The 19,090-nt window shown below is 69.4% G+C and carries 18 protein-coding genes; 7 read left to right on the top strand and 11 right to left on the bottom strand.

Annotation, left to right across the window (positions count from 1 at the left end):
• Positions 1-99 precede the first annotated feature (99 nt).
• Positions 100-390, bottom strand: a complete 291-nt coding sequence (locus QC283_RS37035; RefSeq protein ID WP_279566186.1) for a hypothetical protein — start codon at positions 388-390, stop codon at positions 100-102.
• A gap of 303 nt (positions 391-693) precedes the next feature.
• On the opposite strand from QC283_RS37035, the gene QC283_RS37030 reads away from it, so the two are divergent.
• The 3 genes from QC283_RS37030 to QC283_RS37020 all read left to right on the top strand — a co-directional run bounded on the left by QC283_RS37030 (position 694) and on the right by QC283_RS37020 (position 3,249).
• Positions 694-1,401 (top strand): hypothetical protein, encoded by a 708-nt coding sequence (locus QC283_RS37030; RefSeq protein WP_279566185.1) that lies wholly within the window; start codon positions 694-696, stop codon positions 1,399-1,401.
• Positions 1,402-1,558: 157 nt separating this feature from the next.
• Positions 1,559-2,347, top strand: a complete 789-nt coding sequence (locus tag QC283_RS37025; RefSeq protein WP_241847167.1) for a ParA family protein — start codon at positions 1,559-1,561, stop codon at positions 2,345-2,347.
• Positions 2,347-3,249 carry a hypothetical protein gene (locus tag QC283_RS37020; RefSeq protein ID WP_279566184.1) on the top strand — a complete coding sequence of 301 codons (903 nt, stop codon included), beginning with the start codon at positions 2,347-2,349 and terminating at the stop codon, positions 3,247-3,249. Before QC283_RS37025 ends, QC283_RS37020 begins: the two co-directional genes overlap by 1 nt.
• Before the next feature lie 111 nt (positions 3,250-3,360).
• Here the strand turns inward: QC283_RS37020 and QC283_RS37015 are convergent, their stop codons facing one another.
• The 10 genes from QC283_RS37015 to QC283_RS36970 form a co-directional block, all read right to left on the bottom strand.
• The gene (locus QC283_RS37015; RefSeq protein ID WP_279566183.1) at positions 3,361-3,807 is read right to left on the bottom strand and encodes a hypothetical protein; all 447 of its coding nucleotides are present in this window, start codon (positions 3,805-3,807) and stop codon (positions 3,361-3,363) included.
• Positions 3,808-3,819: 12 nt separating this feature from the next.
• Positions 3,820-4,320, bottom strand: a complete 501-nt coding sequence (locus tag QC283_RS37010) for a hypothetical protein (protein WP_279566182.1) — start codon at positions 4,318-4,320, stop codon at positions 3,820-3,822.
• Between the two features lie 89 nt (positions 4,321-4,409).
• A complete protein-coding gene (locus QC283_RS37005) occupies positions 4,410-6,779 on the bottom strand; it encodes a hypothetical protein (protein WP_279566181.1) in 2,370 nt (789 codons plus the stop codon).
• A 112-nt stretch (positions 6,780-6,891) separates the two neighbouring features.
• Positions 6,892-7,371, bottom strand: a complete 480-nt coding sequence (locus tag QC283_RS37000; protein WP_279566180.1) for a conjugal transfer protein TraB — start codon at positions 7,369-7,371, stop codon at positions 6,892-6,894.
• Between the two features lie 9 nt (positions 7,372-7,380).
• Positions 7,381-9,657, bottom strand: a complete 2,277-nt coding sequence (locus QC283_RS36995) for a hypothetical protein (RefSeq protein ID WP_279566179.1) — start codon at positions 9,655-9,657, stop codon at positions 7,381-7,383.
• A gap of 306 nt (positions 9,658-9,963) precedes the next feature.
• Entirely contained in the window at positions 9,964-10,188 is a 225-nt protein-coding gene (locus QC283_RS36990; protein ID WP_079187921.1) for a hypothetical protein, read from the bottom strand.
• 3 nt (positions 10,189-10,191) lie between these two features.
• Entirely contained in the window at positions 10,192-10,749 is a 558-nt protein-coding gene (locus QC283_RS36985; protein WP_279566178.1) for a hypothetical protein, read from the bottom strand.
• 85 nt (positions 10,750-10,834) lie between these two features.
• Positions 10,835-12,658: a hypothetical protein gene (locus QC283_RS36980; protein ID WP_279566177.1), complete on the bottom strand. Its 1,824-nt coding sequence runs from the start codon at positions 12,656-12,658 to the stop codon at positions 10,835-10,837.
• A gap of 58 nt (positions 12,659-12,716) precedes the next feature.
• Positions 12,717-13,136, bottom strand: a complete 420-nt coding sequence (locus QC283_RS36975) for a hypothetical protein (RefSeq protein WP_279566176.1) — start codon at positions 13,134-13,136, stop codon at positions 12,717-12,719.
• Positions 13,133-13,561 (bottom strand): hypothetical protein, encoded by a 429-nt coding sequence (locus tag QC283_RS36970; RefSeq protein ID WP_279566175.1) that lies wholly within the window; start codon positions 13,559-13,561, stop codon positions 13,133-13,135. The genes QC283_RS36975 and QC283_RS36970 overlap by 4 nt, the downstream gene beginning before the upstream one ends.
• 597 nt (positions 13,562-14,158) lie before the next feature.
• On the opposite strand from QC283_RS36970, the gene QC283_RS36965 reads away from it, so the two are divergent.
• The 4 genes from QC283_RS36965 to QC283_RS36950 all read left to right on the top strand — a co-directional run bounded on the left by QC283_RS36965 (position 14,159) and on the right by QC283_RS36950 (position 18,959).
• A complete protein-coding gene (locus QC283_RS36965) occupies positions 14,159-14,938 on the top strand; it encodes a GntR family transcriptional regulator (RefSeq protein ID WP_279566174.1) in 780 nt (259 codons plus the stop codon).
• 3 nt (positions 14,939-14,941) lie between these two features.
• On the top strand, positions 14,942-15,508 hold the full coding sequence (locus tag QC283_RS36960) for a GNAT family N-acetyltransferase (protein ID WP_279566173.1): 567 nt from the start codon (positions 14,942-14,944) through the stop codon (positions 15,506-15,508).
• 670 nt (positions 15,509-16,178) lie between these two features.
• Entirely contained in the window at positions 16,179-17,420 is a 1,242-nt protein-coding gene (locus tag QC283_RS36955; RefSeq protein ID WP_279566172.1) for a hypothetical protein, read from the top strand.
• A gap of 87 nt (positions 17,421-17,507) precedes the next feature.
• Positions 17,508-18,959, top strand: coding sequence for a replicative DNA helicase (locus tag QC283_RS36950; protein ID WP_279566171.1), 1,452 nt, complete (start codon positions 17,508-17,510; stop codon positions 18,957-18,959).
• Positions 18,960-19,090: the final 131 nt, after the last annotated feature.

Here is a 19,090-nt window from a genome sequence, read left to right as displayed (position 1 = left end):
CGCGCAGCGTCTCCAGGGCCGCGAGGTTGGCGCGGGCCCGCTCCCCCTGCCCCGCAGGGGCGAGGTCCCGCTGACCCTCCGGCCGGAAGCGGGGCGGGGCTACATCTCCCGGTGCTCCGTCCCCGGCTCCTTCTCCAGCCAGATCTCCTCCGCGTACACCAGCTCCTGCGCCTGCGACCGGGTCGCCCGCCGGGCCGCCGCGCGCTGCTCCATCGGCAGCTTCCGGAGGAGTTCGGTCGTCGTCTGCCCGATCTTCTCCGTCACCCGCAGGTCCAGCTCCTGGAAGAACGCCGCCTGCTGCTCCGGGTTCCCCAGCGACTCCAGGGCCTGCGGCCGGTACGTCTCCCAATACTCCCGAGCCGTCTGCCCGTGCCTGCTGAGCTGCGTCACTGCGGTTCCCCTCGTCCTCGTGGAGCGGCGGCTCCACTCCCTCAATGCTCATACGCGTACTCCCCCGTGGTGCTGGTAGGGCACAGGCCATGGACCCGGCCCGGCACGCCGTCACCGCAGACGGGGCCAGGGGTGCCCCCCGGCCTCGCCCGGATGCTCAAGAGCGGCCGGACATGATCCATCCTCTTTGACCCTACGACTCACCAACAGCGGATTTCCCCTGCCGCACCGGTGGTTGCCTCACGGCACCCTGCGTTCCAGCGGCAGCGGTACGCCTCCCAATTATCTGGCTACATTTCCTCCATGGCGATGGTGAAGATGAAGTTCCACGTGGCGGTGACCGAGGACGCCTTGAAGGCGCTCAACGCGCACCGCAAGGACGAACGGGACCGCGAGGAGGAGTGGATCGCCACACGCCGGCGGGAGCTGATCATGCCCGGCATGTCGCGGCGAGAGGCAGCCGCCATCCGGCGTGACATCCGGGCCTGGGTTGCCCGGATGCGACGCACCGGCGAGTTCGGCGGCACCCGGGACGACATCGTGACCCGCGCCGTACGCGAGGAGCTGCGCGCCCGCGGCATGGACCGCGAGTGGCCCAAGCCCCCGGAAGGCGAGCTGGAGGCGCCGGGCCGCCCGTGGGGCACCCCGCCCAGTGCACCCATGGGGGACGGCGGCTACACCCATCGCGTGTCGGTGAACCTGCCGTACAAGCTCGGTGACACCGTCCGCCGCGCCGCGTACTGGACCAGCAAGGAGGCCGTCGAAGCACTCCAGGACTGGGCAGACCGCTGGGGCGACGGGGTCGAGGTCGCCCTCCGCGAAGCCGAACGCGACGGCATCCCCGCCGAACTCGCCCTCACGGCCGCAGCCGGGCGACCGTCCGCACCGCAGTCCGCGCTGGAGATCCGCGACCGACTCCGCGCCAAGGTACTCACCACCGGCGACCTACTCCGCGCCGCGATCAACCGAGCAGCGGGAGCGAGTCAGCCCGAAATCCCCGAACAGGCTTGAGAGTAGAAACAACTGTTTCCAAGTCGTTCGATTTCACTCGAACGCCATTGCTCTTTCCGGTAGGCCGCGATGCGCATCGACACCCCAAACGTCTGGCAAGCTGTGCCCGATCCGAGTAACCGCCTCTCGCGCGGTGAAATCAACGGAAGGCCTCGGAATGAGTACACCCACAGCCCTGTCAACGGCCATCGACACGGCCGCTGACGCTGTCGCCAGAACGGCGAAAGTGATCGTCGTCATCCAGCAGAAGGGCGGCGCGGGCAAGTCCACCATCGCCGTCAACACGGCCGCGTGCGCGGGCCGATCAGCGGTGATGTCCAACGCGGACGAGTCCGCAGGCGCTCCCGTCGTCGCGGCCGGCATCGACGTCCAGGGCACCCTGGAGAAGTGGTGCGCAGGCGTACGAGAGGAGGCCCTCCCCTTCGACTTCGTCGTCACCAAGTCGAAGCTGCACATCTTGCCCGGCATCATCAACGATCCCGACCGGCGACGGATCATCGTTGACACCCCCGGCTTCCTGGACGTCGACCCTGACGCCGAGTGGGGAGCCGATCCGCTCGGCGAGAGCCGGACAGCCGACGCGCTGCGCGAGGTGCTGGAGGTCGCCGACTTGGCGATCGTCCCGATCACCCCGTCAAAGATCACCTGGGATGAGTGCGAGTACACGATCGAGCGCGTACTCAAGCCGCGCGGCATCCCCTTCCTGGTCGTGATCAACATGCATGATCCCGGCAAGGACAAGTTCGAGACGCAGCTCAACAAGGTCAAGGCGTGGATTGACGAGCGGAACTATCCGCGGGTCGCCGACCCGATCCGCCGGTACACCATCCACGAGCACGCCTACGAGAACGGCACTCTGGTCACCGAATACAAGATGTCGGGTACGGCCCTCAAGGCGCGTGAGGACTTCATGCGCGTGGCCCTGACGATGGAACAGATGCTCTGATGGGTAAGGCGATCAATGTGGGCGGCGCTCCTGCCGCCCCGGGACGTCCGGACAACGCGATCGAGTTGGCACGCGCACTTGGCGACTCCGCGAAGCTTCCCACGAAACAGCTCACCAACACTCCGGCGCTCATCGCGCAGGAGCAGGACATGCTGGTCAAGTGCGAGAGCGCCATCGAGAATCTGCGCTTCGCCTTTTGGGCCGCAGGTAAGGCACTCCAGGTTGTGCGGGACGCCCGCCTCTACCGGGCGCAGTTCGAGACCTTCGAGGAGTACACCCAGGCCAGGTGGGACATCACCCCGCAGTACGCGGGCAAGCTGATCCGCACTTGGCGTGTAGCCGAAGCGCTGTTCCAGGCCAGGCCAGGAGGCGGTTTGGAAACAATTGTTTCTACGAAGCTGGGGTACGGACACGCGTGGGCATTGGTGCCACTGGTCGAGGAACACAGCGTGCAGGCGGCCGTCTACCTGTACCTGGGGCTCGTTAAGGTCAAGGGCTCAAGCGTCACCGCCGCACTCGTCCAGGGCGCCGTGGAGGCCCTACCGAAGGCCGCTGCCGGGCAGAAGGGGAAGACCGAGGATGCGGTGATCGCCTACCTCGCGTCTCTGGAGGCCGGGACACCTTCAACTCCAGCCGCCGACCCCGCGAAGGCCGTTCGAGCCCTGTCGAAGGCCGCGAAGACCTTCGACACGGGCACCGTCCAGGCCGCGCTGGCGCACGACCCTAAGCGCGCCCGCACTGCGGTGAAGTCCCTGATCGAGGTCCTGTCCTCGGTCAGCGGGGTAAAGGTCACGTTCCTGGAGAGCGAGCCCGACGCCGAGACTGCCGAGCTTGAAGGCGGGGCCACTGACGCGACCGAAGCCGCAGAGGAGAGCCCCGAAGGCGAAGCTGCGGCAGCGTAGACCGCCTGAACGCAAAGAAGCGGGCCCCGTCCGAGGACGGGGCCCGCTTCTTGTTGTTCAGCTCAGGTGCCGCGTACAGGCCGCGATGAACGTCCGGCCCGGCGGACGGTGTCAACGGGGTTCCAGTTCTCCTCGGTTGTCGAGCTGGACGGGGAGTGCGGGGGCGGCCATGCATCCGGCCAGAAGTCCGGCCGCTCCCGCGTCGGTGGTCAGCCGACGTTGCGCCGCGGCGTTGGTGTCGACGTCGAACAGGCCGATCTGCATCTCCGTCAGTTCCTGCGTGCGGCGGTCGTTGGCGCGGGCCCGCTCGGCGGCGAGCGCGTCCCGCCAGCAGGGCCAGCACCAGGGCCGCAGTTCTTCCAGCGGCGCGGCCGCGTTCTGGACGTCCGTGGCGTGCGGGGTCTGCGGGGCGGCCAGCAGGGGCTTGTTCTTCCCGCTGCTCGCGGCGTTGCAGCGTTCGCCGTCGCCGGTGTGCGTCTTGCCGCAGGCGCCCTGACAGGCGCAGTGCCCGCCGTGCGTTTCGAGGACGGCGGCCAGGACGTTGTCGGGTCGCTTCACGATCGTTCCCTCTCAGCCTTCGAACCGGTTGTGGGTGCGGGCAATGACGCCGCGGGTGTGGGTGGTGATCTCGGTGTTGTCCTGGACGACCGTGCCCTCGTAGTGGTGGTGGACGACGGGCGGGGCGGCCTGCACTGTTTCCTTGGCCCGGCGGACGAGGCGGCAGAGGGCGAGGACGACGACCGTGGGGGCACCAAGGACGATGCCGCAGACGACGGGGTCGGCGTACTGGGACAGGTACATCAGGATTCCGGCGGACACGCTGACCATGGACACGGAACCCGCACCGGCGAGCATGAGGACGCTGGCATCGGTGGCGCCCTGGCTCATGGGCGCGCGGCCGGGCTGCGTCTCGGGCGGGGCGGTGCCGACGGTGGGGGCGGGGACTGCGTCCTTGTAGAAGGTGGTGACCGGGGCGTTGTTGCTGTAGCCCTCGGCGATGAGGCGGGCGGCTTCGGCCTCGGCTTCGGCTTCGCTGAGCGCGCGGCCGGCGGGGCGGTCGGGGTGGTTCACTGGGGTGGCTCCTTCGATGCGTTGGGGGAGTGGGCAGGGGACCGGCCGGTCTTGACGGAGTAGCCGGTCCCCTGCCGTTTCGGGGCGGGTCAGGGCAGGCGGTAGACGCCCCTGCCGAGCGCGACGAGTTCGCCCTCGGCGGCGAGCGTGCTGACCTCGTTGTTCACGCTGCGGGTGGCGGGGCCGCCCTCGGTGCCACAGCCGACGGCGGCGCGGATCTCCTTGAGCGCCAGGCCCTCGGGGTGGCCCTGGAGGGCGGCGAGAATCCGCTCGCGGATCGTCGGGGCCTTCGCCTTGGCGGCCGCCATGGGCGACGGCGCTTCGGGGAGTTCCTCGGCGTCCCGCTCCTTGCCCTTGCTGTCGGCCTCCAGGAAGCCCGTGGAGGGCCCCGGCTCACCGTCGGGGCCGCCGCTGCCAGCGGTGCCCTGCGGGGGCTGCGACGGGCCTTCTGTGGCCTTTCCTGCCTCCTTGGCGGCCGCGGTACCCCGGTGGGCGTACGCGGCGCCGGCGGCTCGGGCTTCACCCTCGGTGAGGGTGGGCATCGGGTGACCGTCCATCAGCTCCTGGAGCTGGGGGTAGAGGCCGTTGACCTTCTTCAGGACGAAGGTGCGGAACAAGATGGCCTTGCCCTCGGTGATCAGCCAGCCCATGCCGGGGGTCGGTACGCCCTCGGTGTTGGCGGTGCCCTCGAACAGCTCCTTGGCGCCCGCGCCCTCGTAGATCCGTTCCGGGATGGGGGAGATGTGGGCGCCGATCGGGGCGATGCCGTCCAGGCCCATGCCCTGAGTGGAGGAGGAGGCGGTGCGGAGTAGGAAGACGTGGCCTTCCTTGCCCTTCTCGCGGATCTCGTGGTTGTCGCCGAGTTCCTTGAGGTGGAGTGACTGGACTGCGAGGTCGATGCCGATGCCGACTTTCTGGCCCGTCTTCTGGAGGTCGCCGATCATCCAGGCGGCTTCCTTGCGGACGTCCTGGTCCAGGGAGGACAGGAGGCGGTTGATCTCGTCGCCGGTCCACTGGATAAGGCGCCACGGGCCGTTGAAGTCGAAGTCGCCCCGGCCGTTGCTGTGGGCTTCGCGGTACCGCTTGACCGCGTGCAGGGCGCGGAGCTGCTGCATCGTCTCTTCGGGGCCCTTGGCGAACCAGTCGATGCGGCCCTCCATCTCGGGCATCGACATGCCGCCCTGGACGTCGGCCATCCAGGAGATGACGCCCGAGATGCGCTGTGCGGCGCCGAAGAGGCGCATCAGGCCGGACTTGCCCGCGCCGGTGGTCCCGGCGGTGATGCCGTGCTGTGCGCGGCCCGTGTCGTAGTTGAACAGTTGGATGCGGGCGACCGTGCCGTCGTGGGCGACGCCGATGGAGATGCGGCCGCGGTCGTCCATCGTCAGGTCTTCCTTCGTGGGGGGCCTGACGTGGAGGAGGGGGTTGGCCCGGTAGATGTAGACGACCGCTTCGCGCGGGCCCGCGCCTTCCATGACGAGGCGGGAGATGTCGTCAATGCCGAGCGCGGAGCACAGGGCCTCGTGGTTGACCCGCAGCGTCTTGCCGCGCGGGGCGGCGATCCGTAGCCGGATCTGGTCCTCGCCGATCGCGTACGCGACCAGGTCGACGCCGGGGGCGGCACCGCCGGTGTTGTTGACGTGTTCGGCCCAGATGCGTTCCAGGGCGGCGCCCGGGTCCTCGGCTTCCACCTCCAGGGCTTCCTGTACGCGCCGAGCCTCGGCGAGGCGGGGGGCGACCTGGATGGCGAGGCGGCCCGGGCCGTACCCGTCGACCGCCGCGGTGCGGACCGCGTCGACCGGGACGTCGAAGACTCCGGCGATGGCCCGCTCGTCCAGCGTGCGCGGCACGGTGTGGCCGGCGGGGGCCAGGACGATCGCCTCGAAGTCCGGCTCGTGGGGGTCGTACTGGCGGATGCCCTCCAGGGTGGTCTCCCCGGTGGCCTGCGACTGGTTCCACAGGGCCCGCATGTGGTCCGCGAAGGTGACCGGCTCCGCGTCCACGACCTCCGGCTCACCCGCGAGGACCGGAAGGTTGTCGACGGCCCGCTTCAGGCCCTTGGACCGCGTCCAGGGCGTCATGGGGATCATCACGGCCGTCCAGGCGGCCGCTCCCAGCATCGGCCACCCGTTGGGGTAGTCGAAGACGGGGACCAGGAGGCCGCCGGTGTAGGCGGCGGTCCAGCCGAGTACGGGCAGGGACCGCAGGGACGAGACGAGCCGCCGCGTCCAGTCGTCGGTGTCGCTTCGCTTCCACAGAACGACACCGGTGAGGGCACCGGTCGCCAGGGATGCGCCGTGCGCCCACCACGGCACGTCCATCTGCGGGCCGATGGCGGCCCAGGTGCCGGCGGCGGCGTACACGGTGCGCTCCGCCCAGGCGAGGCGGCGGGCGGTCTTGCGTGTCAGCCCCCGCTCACCGGCGGCGGCATCGGCTTTCACGACGTCGGTCGTCGTCATCGTCATTTCCCCTCCGGGAGGAAAGAAGGGGAGGGGCTCCGGCGAATTCGCCGGAGCCCCTCCCGTGAGGGCTTTCCGCCCCGGCGCTTTCGCGGCCGGGGCGGCTATTCAGTTACTTGACTTCGTTGAATCCGGGCTTGGGCTGCTGCACGCCCATGGACTGCACGGCCTCGTAGATCCCGCCGTATTCGCCCTGGTGGGCGTCCTTGAAGCCCTGAGCGTTCATCTGCATCTCGTCGGCGGCGTTCACCAAGTCGCCCGAGGCTTCGGCGACTTCCCGCAGCGAGGTGGCACCTTCCATGATGAGAGCGGTGAATCGCGGCTCGACTTCCGCCGCGTCACACATCTCCGACATGTTGCTCGCCTTATCGGCGTTGCGACGAAAGAGCGCCTGGAGAGCCCAGATCTTCTCTTTGAGCAGCAGTGCCCGCGCGGCGAGCGTGGTGACGGCAAGACCAAGGCTGAGGAAGCCCAGGTTGCTGTCGGGGATCGCCGGGAGGTTGTCGCCGCTGTCGGGGACCGCGGGAACGTAGCTCTCGCGGGGGACGATCTCCCCGGATACGACCTGGCCGGGCACGATTTCTCCGGACACGGGGGCCTCCTAGTTCTCGTTGTGCACGCGGGCGGACGGGGTGCGAAGGCCCGCGTCCGCGGTCGCCTGGGTGAGCGGCCGGTACGCGTCGTCCAGCTCGGTCTTCGCGGTCTCGCAGGTCTCGGCCGCGTGGAGCGACTTGGTGGACATCTCCTCGGCCTTGCGGGAGAGGACCTCCATCGACTCGGCGAGCTTGCGCATCGCCCAGGCGGTGACGGTGCCGATGATGTTGTGCTTGGCGGCCAGCCGGGCGGCCACCTCGTCCAGCGCGTACATCAGCTCCTTGGCCTTTGCGGCGAGCTGGAGGCATTCGTCGTGGGCGGCGAAGGCCTCCGAGACCACCTCGTCCAGGAAGTCCACGACGTCATCGAGCGTCACTTCCGTGGCGTGCTCGGGGTTGATGCCGTCGTCCATCGCGGTCGTGACGGCTCCGGTCTGCACGGCGGGCGAGTTGCCCACGGGCGCCTCCTTCGTGGTCGTGGTGGGGCTGCCGTTTCCGGCGGGGAGGCCGCGGGCCCCGGTGGTCAGGGGCTCGCGCGGGGAGGCCTGGTAGCCGGGCGGGAAGACCTGCTCCGCCTTCCACACCTCCTGTTGCTGCGGGTCGGTGTCCCGCATGGAGTCGTAGGCGCTGCGCCGTTCCCCGCGCGGTGGCGGGGTGTAGAACTCCCAGCCGCTTCCGGCGGAGTCGGCGGTGTCCTCCGTCTTGGTCCGGGCCCGTTCGCTCGCGCGGCGGGCCCGCTCCTTGCGGCTGGCCTTGCGCCGGTCGGCGGGGCCGGTGCCCGTGGCGGAGCCGCGCCTCCTCTTCGACTTCACCCGGACCTTCTTCTTCCTGCCGGGCCCGGAGCCCTTCGTGTCGCCGGGCTTCGGCTTCGGTTTCTTGGTCAGGTCGACCTTCGGGCCGGTGCCCGTGGCGGAACCGCCGGCGGGCTTCGGCTTCTTCGTAAGGTCGACCTTCGGGCCGGTGTCCGTGGCGGAACCGGCGGCGGGCTTCGGCTTCTTCGTGAGGTCGACCTTGGGGGCGGTCCCCGGCTTGGGCTTCGGCTTCTTGGTCAGGTCGACCTTCGGCCCGGCCGGTGCGGTGCCGCCGCTCTTGCCTCCCTTCTTCTTCGACTTCTTGCGCTTGACCGTGGTCAGCACGGGCGGGGCGAGGTTCTTCCGTCGCTTCTTCAGTCGGCGCCGGGCCTCCTTCTTCGTGGCCTGCCACAGCGTCGTGCGGTCCGCGTCGGCGGCTGCCGCCGTCTCCTTCTTCTTCCGGCGGGCCTTGGCCCGGGCCTTGCGCGCCTTCTGCTTGGCCTCGAACCGGTCCTGCCGCACCTGCTCCTTGCGGGCCTGCTTCGCGTCGGCCCTCGCATTGCGGACCCGGTCCTTGGTGTCCTGCCGGGCGTCGGCCCCACGGGTCTTACGGTCACGGGCGGCGTCGCGGTCCTTGGCCCGGTTCTCCGCCCGGGCCGCCTGCCGGTCCGCGCGCCGCTGAATCTTGGCACCCTGCCGTGTGGCGGCCCGTTCCTGGCGGCCGCGGGCCCGCTCCATCGCTGGGCTGGACTTCTTCGAGCTGGGGGACTTGCCATCCGACGGCGACTTGATCCCCGACCCCGAGCCGCCGTTCTTCCCGGACGATCCGTTCTTCCCGGAGCCCGAGCCGGGCGACTTCGAGCCGCCCTTGCCTTTGGTGCCGACCGAGCCGAGCCCGTTGGATGTCTTCGGCGAGGTCTTCTTGCTGCTCGGCGTCAGCCCGCTGCCGGGCCCTCCCTTGCCGCTGCGGCCGGGCCCGGTCCCGCCGGCACCCTTGCCGCCGGGTCCGCTGCCCTTGCCGCCGCCTCCCATGAGGGAGCCGCGGCCGCCCCCCAGCGACTTGCGGCCGAAGTCCTGGCTGGAGGGGATGGACTTGCCGCGCTTCTGCGCCGCCTTGTCGCTGATGCCCTGCATGGCGAGGGAGTGCTTGGCGGCGGCCTCTTCGCCCGCAAGTTGGTGCTTGAGGCGGGCCTCGCGCAGCGGGGCCAACTCCTCGGCGCGCTCCTGGTGCCGCTGGCGCCAGTCCGTCAGCGCCGTCGCAGTGCCCCGGAGGGCGGCCAGCGCGATGGCCAGGGTCGCCGCGAGACCGAGAGCGGCGACGCCGGGACCGTCCGCCTCGGCGTCCCCGTCGTCCCGGCGGGCGGGCGTCGTCCCCTCCGAGCGGAGAGCGACGGTGCCCGCCGCGCCAGTCGAGACGGGGGTCGGCGGGAGTGCCGGGGTGAGGTCGGCCAGGGAGTCGGCCGCCGACCGGCGCCGCCGGGTGGGGACCATCATCCCGTCGCCGCCGCCTGCCTCCGGCTCGGCGGCCGGTGGCGCCGGTTCGGCGGACGGGGCAGGGGGCGCCGGGGGAGGGGCGCCCGGGATCGGGGGGAGCCCCGGCGGGGCCCCTCCTCGTGATCGGAAACGGACGACGTTGTCGCTCCGGTTGTCGTCCCGAGGGTCATCAGCCACGTGCTCTCCAGGGTTGACAGAGGGTGACCGGATGGGAGATCCTCGCGCGCCCGCGCGCCCGTGCGCCCGCGCGCCCGCCTCGGCCCCCAAAACCGGTCCGCCCCCGGGTGATGATGATGGTGATGACGCTTACGCGCCGTGACTGCCGTCGTGACGGCTGGTCCAGTTCTCCAGCGTCCGCGCGAGGTCGTTCCACAATTCCGGATCGGCCTTGCAGAGCGCGCGGGCCCGGTCCCACCAGGCGTCGGCCAGACCCGCGTCGCCTCGCGCTTGGACCTGCCGGGCCTGCCGCTCCGCCCAGTGGGCGGCGCGGCGGGCCCGGCGAACCTCGGAGGTCGAGGGCACCTGCTGCACTGATCAGGCTCCCTTGCGGTCGAACAGGTCGTTGACGCCCCGGACGGTCCGACCTCCGGACCCCTTGGCGGCGCTGTGACCTGCGGTTTCCTCACTCGACTCCTCGTCGCCGTCGGGTCGGGTCGCCATCGCGGCGACCGTCTTGTTCAGCGACTTCGTGGCGAAAGCGTTCACCTGGCCTCGTCGGTCGGCCTTGGCCTTCGCCTTGGCCGCCCGCTGACCGGGCAGGGCCTGAACGGTGCGGACGTGGTCGGCGTACGCGGTACGCAGGCCCTCCGAGGCCTGCGCCGCGTCCCGCGAGGCCTTGACCAGGCGGTTCAGGTGCTTCCCGACCTTCCGGGCCCGCCGCCGGGCGGCCCACTTGCCGTCTCCCTCCACGTGCTGGGAGAGGAGGACGGTCTGGAACAGGGCGCGAACCGCCTCGTAGTCGCCGTGGTCGGCGTTGTGCTCGCGCTGCCGGTCCAGCGTCCAGGTGGCCAGGTGGTCCAGGTTGAGCAGGGGCCGGAACTCCGCCGGCACCCGGTTCAGGACCTCGGTGTTGATGTGCTCGATCTCGGGCACGGGGTGTTCTCCTCTCGGGGGAAGGGGCCCGCCGACTATCGGGGGCAGTGGCGGGCCCAGCCCGCGACGTACGGCGCCGCGCGGATCAGCGAGCGGCGAGGTGCTTCTCTCGGTCCGCAGGGCTCAGGAGCCCTGCTTCGTCCAGCAGCCGTACGGCCCGGTCGCGGTTGCAGCCGACGGCCGTACGGGCGGCGTTGACGGTGACGTAGTCGCCGTCACGGTCCAGGCCCCGCAGGATCTGAACCGCCTCGGCGTCCGTACGGACAGCCGCCGTACGGCCGCCCGTACGGGGCGCGGGTGTACGGGCCGTACGGGTCTTCGCCGTACGGGCCGCCGTACGGTCCGTACGGTCTGCGTCCGTACGGTCTGCCGTACGGGCCGTACGGGCGGGTTCCGTACGGGGTTCCGTACGGTCGGGGTTCGGGTCGCCCGTACGGTCCGGGTTGGGGATGGTCGTACGGTCCGGCTCACCCCGTCCGGCGGACGGGGCGGTCGTGTCCGCCGCGGGCTCGGCGGGCGCCGTCTCCTTCTCCTCGTGGTCGTCCTCCAGGAGGCGGTGGACGCGCCAGACGATGGCGACGACGACGAGGACCGCGACGACGATGAGCCCGATACTCGGGTGCTGCTTGCCGTCGACCACCGTCACGCCGTGGCCGGTCATGTCGGCCACGTGGTACGTGATGTTGGTGGCGGCCATCAGGCCGAGCGCGTAGGGCACGTCCCGCTTCATGCGGAAGGCCGTGACCGCGTAGACGTCGAGACCGAGAGGCAGCGCCCACCCCATGTCTCCGAACGGCGTGTCCCCCAGCCCGACCATCCGGGCGAAGGCCCACTCGCCGGAGGCGGTGAGGACGATCACGGCCGCGAGGGCAACCCAGACGCTGCCCTGCTTGACGACCTCCGCCCGATCCCGGGTCCGCTTGAGGCTGGCCGCGCGCTTCTCGGCGACGCGCCGGGCCTCTCGGGCGGCCGCCAGTTCGCGGTTGGCTTCCGCGAGCTTGGCGTCCGCCTCCTTACGCACCCCGCCGGCGGCGGTCCGGGCTTCCCGCTCCGCCTCCCTGCGCAGCTCCTCGGACTCGGCCGCGAGCCGAGCCCGCTGAGCCTGCCGTTCCCGCTCGTGCTGTTCGCCGAGCTGACGGAACTGGGTCTCGATCTCCGCCCGGGCGGCATCGACCTCCGCCCGGTACTCCGTGAGTTGGGCGTCGATCTCCGCCCGGCGCGCGTTCAGCTCCTCGTCCAGGTCGAGCCGGGCCGACCGGCGGGCCAGCTCCAGCTCCGAGTCGAGTGCCGCCCGTGCCGTCCTGATCTCTACCGCCTGGCCCTGCGCCTCACCGACGATGCAGGCAGCGTCGTCCAGGGCCTTGCGGTAGGCGGCTTCCGCCGATGTCCGGCGCAGGTCCACCAGGGCGTTCGCCCGGTCCTCTGCCTCGGCGAGCACGACGCTCACCTGAGTCTCGGCATCGGCGAGCAGGCCCTTGGCCTGCTCCTCGGCGGCCGCCATGACCTCCTCGGTCGCGGCGGCCGCGTCACGCCGAGCCTGTTCGAGGATCGTCTGCGCGTCGCCCCGGGCACCGGCGCGGATGGTGTCCGCGTCGCCCTCGGCTCGGCGCAGCCGCTCCCCTACTTCGTCGGCGGCCCCCACCAGGACGCGCTTGGCGTCGGCGGCCGCCGCCTGGCGGATCTGCTGGACCTGTTCCTTGGCGGCCTGGATCAGCACCGCCGCTTCCTGAGCCCCGGTCCACCGTGCGCTGTCGATCACGTCGGCGGCGCGGTCACGGAGGTCTGCGGCCAGAGCCTCGCCGTCGTCCCGCGCCTCCGGCTTCGGCGGCGGGGCCGCCGCCTTGGCCTGGCGGCGCGGCGTCGTCGTCTTCCGGGTGTTGCGGTTGGCGGTTGGCTTACGGGCCCCCACACCGACCTCCTCTCATGCAGGTGGCCGCCTCCCGGCGGCCACCTCGGTGTTCGGTCCGTCAGCCCCGTACGCGGCGGGCGGCGGTACGGCCAACGGAGTTGGCCAGGGTCGAGATCCACTCGAAGGCGTTGCTGACGCGCTCGACCAGCGCGTGGTCACCGGCCCGCCTGCACGCGGCCTCGATGTTCGAGCAGCGGTCGTCCAGCCGGTCCATGAGCTTTTCCAGCCGCTCGGAGGCCCGGTTCTGCATCGCCCACAGCAGCTCACCGAGGGCGTAGAGCGGCATCGCTGCGCCGGTCCACATCAGCAGCGTCAGCCGCAAGCGGAGCCGAGCCAGCGGCCCGGGGGCGTTCACAACGACGAGCAGGTCGAGCAAGTGCTCGAAGTCGTCACCGGACCAGCCGTCCATCGGCCCGTGCTGGTCGTGGAAGTGCTGGACGGCCCTCTTCTTCGGCCGGGTGAGCAGGGTGATGGTCATGCGGCCCACCCCGTGTACTCGGTGTACTCGGCGCCGGCGGCGAACGCGTCGAAGTCGACGTCGACCGCGGCAACCAAGGCCTCGATCTGCTCGACGGTGATCTGCGAGCTGTCGACGATGATGCGCAGGCTCACGTTGCCCTGGCACATCGTCCCGGCGACCCGGAAGCCGCTCTCGGTCCGGGTGATGCCGCTGTTCTCCAGCTCCTTGACCAGGGCCGGAAGCAGGTGCGCGGCTTCCTTGCGGACGACCAGGTCCGCGAGGATCTGGCCGGGGCGGACGGTCACCTCGACCTCGATGCCGAGCTTCACGAGGTCCTGTACCTCACCGAACACGCTCCATGCCTCGTTGACGACGTCCTCGACACCGTCGGACACGGCCTTGGTGCGGATCGGGGCGGCGGTGGTGACTGCGATGATGGTCATGCGGATCGGTTCCTTTGCTGGTTGATCCGTGGACCCCCGGCACATCGGCGCTGCAATCGCCGTGTCGGGGGTCGCGCCGTACGAGGGACGGCGCGGTAGGCGAGCGGGGACTCGAACCCCTGTCTCCGGAGAGCCCGAACCAGTCGGGCACGCCCCTCATGACCTGTGCCTTTGGAGTGCCGCCGGGCAGCCCTCGCATGGAGAGCGCCCGGCGGCCCGGCCCAATTACTCATCTCTTGGCACGCTGTTCAGTTCTCAAGTGACGTGCACCCCCGCCCCGGCCTGCCGTCATCTGACGGTGGTCCCGTGCTGGTCAGACTGGTCAGACCAGCTTTGGCGGTGCGCTTTCGAGCAGTTCAAGCAGGTCAGAAGGCATGACGAGCACACCCTTCCCGACCACTTCCCTAGTTAACTGGGGAAGCTGGAAAGACCGTAAGCCTTCACCAGGCAAGCCGTCAACAACCAGGAGCCGCAACGGCTCTGACGGCGCGTCACTGCAACTGGGAAAGCAACTTCTACCTGCGGAAATGGAGTCGGCAGCCAAAGAAGTCCCATCCCGGGGTAGCTTCACTAGACAAGCCGGGTAGTCTGTTCGGCATGACAACCCGCCAGCCAAAGAAGCGGATGGGGGCGAAAGACATCGCCACTGTCCTGCGTTCGCGTATCGACAACGGCGACATTGAGCGCCAGCTACCGCCAACTCGCGTCCTGGTCGCGGAATTCGAGACGAGCGCCGAGACACTTCGGCAAGCCATCGGAATCCTCCGGGCCGAAGGACGTGTCACCAGCCAGCAGGGGAAGGGCGTCTTCGTTCGGCGAGTCGAGCCGATCGAGTTCGCCATGCACCGGTTCGAGCACGGCAATCGTCGCGACGACGTCGAGAACGGCATAGACGACTGGAAGGCCGCGATCCTCGAACTCGGTCGGGTGCCTAGCCAGGACACCCCCATCGTCAGCGTGGAGCGCGCGCCCGCGGACATCGCGAGGGAGCTTGGCGTCCAGCCCGGAACCTTCGTCGTCGCCCGCCGGCGAACCCGCCGCGTCGACGGTGAGCCGTTCCAGCTCGCCGACAGTTGGTTCCCTACCGAGGTCGCGTTCGATACGCCGCTTATGGACGAAGAGGACGTCACCATGCCGGGAGGCATCCTCGCCAACATCAAGGACAGGCAGTACGCCCAGACGCGCAAGGTGGACAAGCTGCGCGCGTGGACCCTGACCGCCGACCAGGCCGTGCGTCTCGGGCTCCCGACCGGCAGCACGGTCCCGGTCCTCCGACACGTCCGAGTCGGCTACAACTCGGCTGGAACCGCCGTCCGCTGCATGGTCACCATCGCCCCCGGTGACCTCAACACGCTCGTCTACGAGATCGAGGACTGACCCTTGTCACAGCTCATCCGCCCAGCTTCCCCGGACGACTCCAACGCCCTCATGAAGCTGCGGATCGAAGCCGAGGAGTGGCTTGCCAACGCAGGCATCGATCAGTGGCGTTCGCCCGGTTTCCGTGAGCGCGCCCTGGCTAAGTGGCAGGTCGACATCGCTGAGGGGCGCACCTGGGTGGTTCCCGACGCCAGCGGCGAGTTGCTGGGGACCATCACCCTGGCGCGTCCGGATGCGGACTTCTGGACGAGGGCTGACGACCCCGAGTCGGCGGTCTATGTCTCGAAGCTCATCACGGCTCGCTCGGCGGCTGGTCAGCAGCTTGGAGGCCGACTGCTCGACTGGGCCGGGGGCGTTGCACGTGACCGAGGGCTCCCGTGGCTTCGGCTGGACGTCTGGCGCGACAACGCGAAGTTGCAGAGCTACTACCTGAACCAAGGGTTCGAGCACGTTCGGACCTTGGCGCCCTCCCACCGCTTGTCCGGCTGGATGGCGCAACGCCCTGCGTCGTTCGTTGTGTACCCCGAAGCACCCCTGTACACCGTCGACACACCGGGTTTGGCAGGCTAACCACGCAGTGGTCCTCGGGGGAGGACAATGCGCGAGATGCAGGGCTCCCCTCCCGAGCACACCGGGAGGAACTGCGCAGGGCGGCAGCCGATTGTGGTGGTCGGCGCCGCACTGATCCGAGTAGCCGCAATCGCGGTGAAACCAACGGAACCAGGAAGGCACCACGATGACTCGTACTCAGCACCCGTCTTCGCCGCAGCAACGCACCAGCAGCTCGAAAATGCGTTCAGGACTCCGGTGCCAGCGGTGCAAGATCGAAGGATGGCCAGTCATCCGCAGCACGTCCGCCGGTGGCTACATCCTCGACTCGCTCCGGCCGGCACGAGCCCCCTAAAACGCCGATGGCCGCCCTGTTTGCCAGCAGGACGGCCACCCAAATCGACTCCCGCCTCCACAGCTTGAGTCGTAGGTCGGCGATGACGCCGGGGCCCGAGCCCTGCCAGGGGCCCGAGGTCACCACTACCAGGATAGAACGAGTAGCGGCTAGCACGCAGCAGCGTGTCCCAGCTCAACGTCTCTTTTCCGTCACTTGCCGGTCTGCGGCTCCCCAAACCACCCAGGGGAGACCCCGCACCATGATCCACACCTCGCCCGCAACACGCAGCGTCGCGACACTGACTCCCTCCGTGGCCCTCGCAGGGCCGCCCGCGACTCCGCCGGCGGTGACCCCGTGAGTCGTCGGCGTCTTCCTCGTCGGCCGACGCCCGACGAGGGTGAGTTCCTGTTCGAGGGCGATATCACCGACTACTGGTCGCCCGCCGTAGTTCGGCACTGGGTGCTGCATCTCTCGGGCATGAAGCCCACCGACTTCAAGCTCTACACGCTGCTGCGCGCCATGCTGACGTCGAGCCCGCGGGGCCTGCGCCGGATGTCGGTCGATGAGCTGTGCTGGCTGCTGACCGAGGAGGGAGAGAAGCCGGTCGGCGAGTCGACCGTGCGAGCCGCGCTCAAGCGCCTGGAGAAGGCCAACCTCGTCACCAACCCGGACGGCGAGCGGATCGTGACCTCTACCGGCAAGGGCGGCATCCAGACCATCTCCCGCCGCTACAAGGTTCACGACCTCCCCCCGGACGTGCATGTCGGCTGGGCGAACACGTGGCAGAAGCTCGACGCGTACCGGCCCGACTGGCGCGAGAACCCGATCACCCCGCCGACCCACACGAAGACCCCCGAGGGCGTCGTCCGCTCAAAAATGAGCGGTCGTACTGACCTGGAGGAACAGGCTCCCGCCGAGGGCCTGGGAGACGAAACCGCAGGTCGTTTCGACCGCTCGATTTCTAGCAGCGCTCAGCAGAAATCGAGCAGTCGAGCGCAGAAATCGAGCGGCTGCAAGCCGCTGACCAGCGGAAACAAGGGTGGTATTCAGACTCCTATTAGGTCTTCTCTCTCTCCTGTCACGGGTGCCCCAGCGGTACCCGGTGACATGGCTGAGGAGACGGTCGAAGAGAGAGAGATTCCGGCTGCGCCGACGAACACCACCTTGGTGCCGGGCAAGGGAGTCGGCGAAGACCCCGCCGTGGCTGCTGCTGCCGTTGCTGAGCAGTTCGCGAACCTGTGGAAGGCAGAGCGTGGCACTCGCCCGAGCCGTCGTCAGTTGGACGGCATCGCCATGGACGCGGCCGAGGCCATCGCGGCGGAGGACTCCCCGGAGTGGCTGACGCAGGCGGTGGTCCCGTTCATGGTCAGCCGCAACTACCTGGACCTGGCCCGGGCTAAGACCCATCCGCAGTGCCCGGCGCCGCGCGGCACGAAGGTGCCCGGCCAGCGGCCTGCCGTCCCTGAGTGGTGCGGCGAGTGCAACGACGGCACCCCGCCCGAACTCGTTGCCGAGCGGTTCCGTCGGCAAGGCGGTCGTTTGGTGAAGTGCCCCGAGTGCCACCCCGGTGGCATGCGGCAACCCGCCGCAGTCTGATCCGCCCCTACAAACGTCACGGCGGCCGTGCTCCCGCGAAGAAACCGGCCGCCGTGGTGATCCCAACCCGTCAAGAGAAGAGATCCGATGACCAGCATGACACCCCAGACCCCCGCCGGCGAAGGCAGCCTGTTCGAGGGCGACCCCGTGATGCTGCCTGCTCAGGACCACGGCGATGTCCCCGACACCTTCCGGGGGGCGTCTAACGGCTTCGACCGAGTACCGCCGCAGGATCTGGATGCCGAGCAGTCCGTCCTCGGCGGGATGCAGCTCTCCAAGGACGCCATCACCGAGGTGGTGGAAATTCTCAAGGGCTACGAGTTCTACAAGCCCGCCCACGAGACGATCTACAACGCCATGGTCGACATGTACGGCAAGGGCGAGCCGGTCGATCCCATTACGCTGGGGGCGGAGCTTACCCAGCGCGGCGACCTTGCGAAGGTCGGCGGCGCCTCCTACCTGCACACCCTGGTGCAGACCGTACCGACGGCGGCGAACGCGTCGTACTACGCCGAGATCGTCCGTGACAAGTGGAAGCTGCGGCAGGCGATCGAGGCCGGTACGAAGGTGACCGCGATGGGCTATGCCCAGGACGCGGACCCGGCCGAAGTGATCGAGGCCTCCGCCGCCCGACTACTGGCGCTCCAGGCGAGCTTCGACATGGGCAAGGACCCCGCCGGGTGGGACATGCCCATGGAGGAGCTGGTCGAGGCCTGGGAAGACGATCAGGCCGCAGGCGAGAACCCGGGCCTGCCCATGCCGTGGGAGGACCTCCAGTCGATGCTGTGCACCGTTCCGGGCCACCTGGTGATCCTCGCGGGCCGCCCCGGTATGGGTAAGTCGGTGGCGCTGCTCGATCTCATGCGCCACCTCGCTGTCGTACATGGTCGGCCGGCGGCGTTCGTCTCGCTGGAGATGGCCCGCCGCCAGATCATGAACCGGCTGATTGCCGCAGAGGCTGAGATCCCGCAGCACGACATCCGCAAGCGGGCCCTGGCCCCGGATCAGTGGAAGAAGTACGACAAGGTCCGCGGCCGTGTCGTCGCCTCGCCCCTTCGGCTCATCGTTCCGCCCGGCGGCATCACCGTGCCGCAGATCCGCTCGGCCCTGCGCCGCTGGCAGATCGAGGACCGCCTGCCCCACGCGCTCGCGATCGACTACCTCCAGATCATCAAGCCCGACGGCCAGAGCCGGGGCGGGAACCGCACCAACGAGGTTGACGCCATCGCCCGCGGCCTCAAGGAGATCGCGTTGGAATTCGACCTTCCCGTTTTCGCCGCTGCCCAGCTCTCACGTCAGACGACCGGTCGGGAGAGCAAGGTCCCGCAGTTGTCGGACCTGCGTGAGTCCGGCGAGATCGAGCAGGCCGCCGACGCGGTCATCCTGCTCCACCGCGAGGACTACTACGAGCCGGAGAGCGAGCGGGCCGGCGAGATCGACATGATCGTTGCGAAGAACCGTGAGGGCAGCACAGGCATTGTGACTGCTGGATTCCGCGGCAGGTTCAGCAAGATCGAGGCCATGGGGCAGGGCTTCTGACCGTGTGTAGGGTCTCAAATTTCGTGTCGGAATCTCACGGTCGATGTCGGATTGAAGTCGGATCCGACACTGAGCTGAGATTCACAGGTCGCTGCCGTACCTCGTTCGAGTGAAAGCATTGCTGGTGTGCT

The sequence above is a fragment of the Streptomyces sp. DH41 genome (genome assembly GCF_029813785.1).
Taxonomy (GTDB): Bacteria; Actinomycetota; Actinomycetes; order Streptomycetales; family Streptomycetaceae; genus Streptomyces.
The sequence above is the reverse complement of the archived record's forward strand: the minus strand, read 5'-3'. Positions and strand labels throughout refer to the sequence as shown.

Coding starts and splice junctions, on each gene's coding strand:
- QC283_RS37020 (WP_279566184.1), top strand. CDS start 2,347: ATGGGTAAGGCGATCAATGTGGGCGGCGCTCCTGCCGCCCCGGGACGT.
- QC283_RS36975 (WP_279566176.1), bottom strand. CDS start 13,136: ATGACCATCACCCTGCTCACCCGGCCGAAGAAGAGGGCCGTCCAGCAC.
- QC283_RS36995 (WP_279566179.1), bottom strand. CDS start 9,657: ATGATGGTCCCCACCCGGCGGCGCCGGTCGGCGGCCGACTCCCTGGCC.
- QC283_RS37030 (WP_279566185.1), top strand. CDS start 694: ATGGCGATGGTGAAGATGAAGTTCCACGTGGCGGTGACCGAGGACGCC.
- QC283_RS36965 (WP_279566174.1), top strand. CDS start 14,159: ATGACAACCCGCCAGCCAAAGAAGCGGATGGGGGCGAAAGACATCGCC.
- QC283_RS37005 (WP_279566181.1), bottom strand. CDS start 6,779: ATGACGACGACCGACGTCGTGAAAGCCGATGCCGCCGCCGGTGAGCGG.
- QC283_RS37025 (WP_241847167.1), top strand. CDS start 1,559: ATGAGTACACCCACAGCCCTGTCAACGGCCATCGACACGGCCGCTGAC.
- QC283_RS36970 (WP_279566175.1), bottom strand. CDS start 13,561: ATGACCATCATCGCAGTCACCACCGCCGCCCCGATCCGCACCAAGGCC.
- QC283_RS36950 (WP_279566171.1), top strand. CDS start 17,508: ATGACCAGCATGACACCCCAGACCCCCGCCGGCGAAGGCAGCCTGTTC.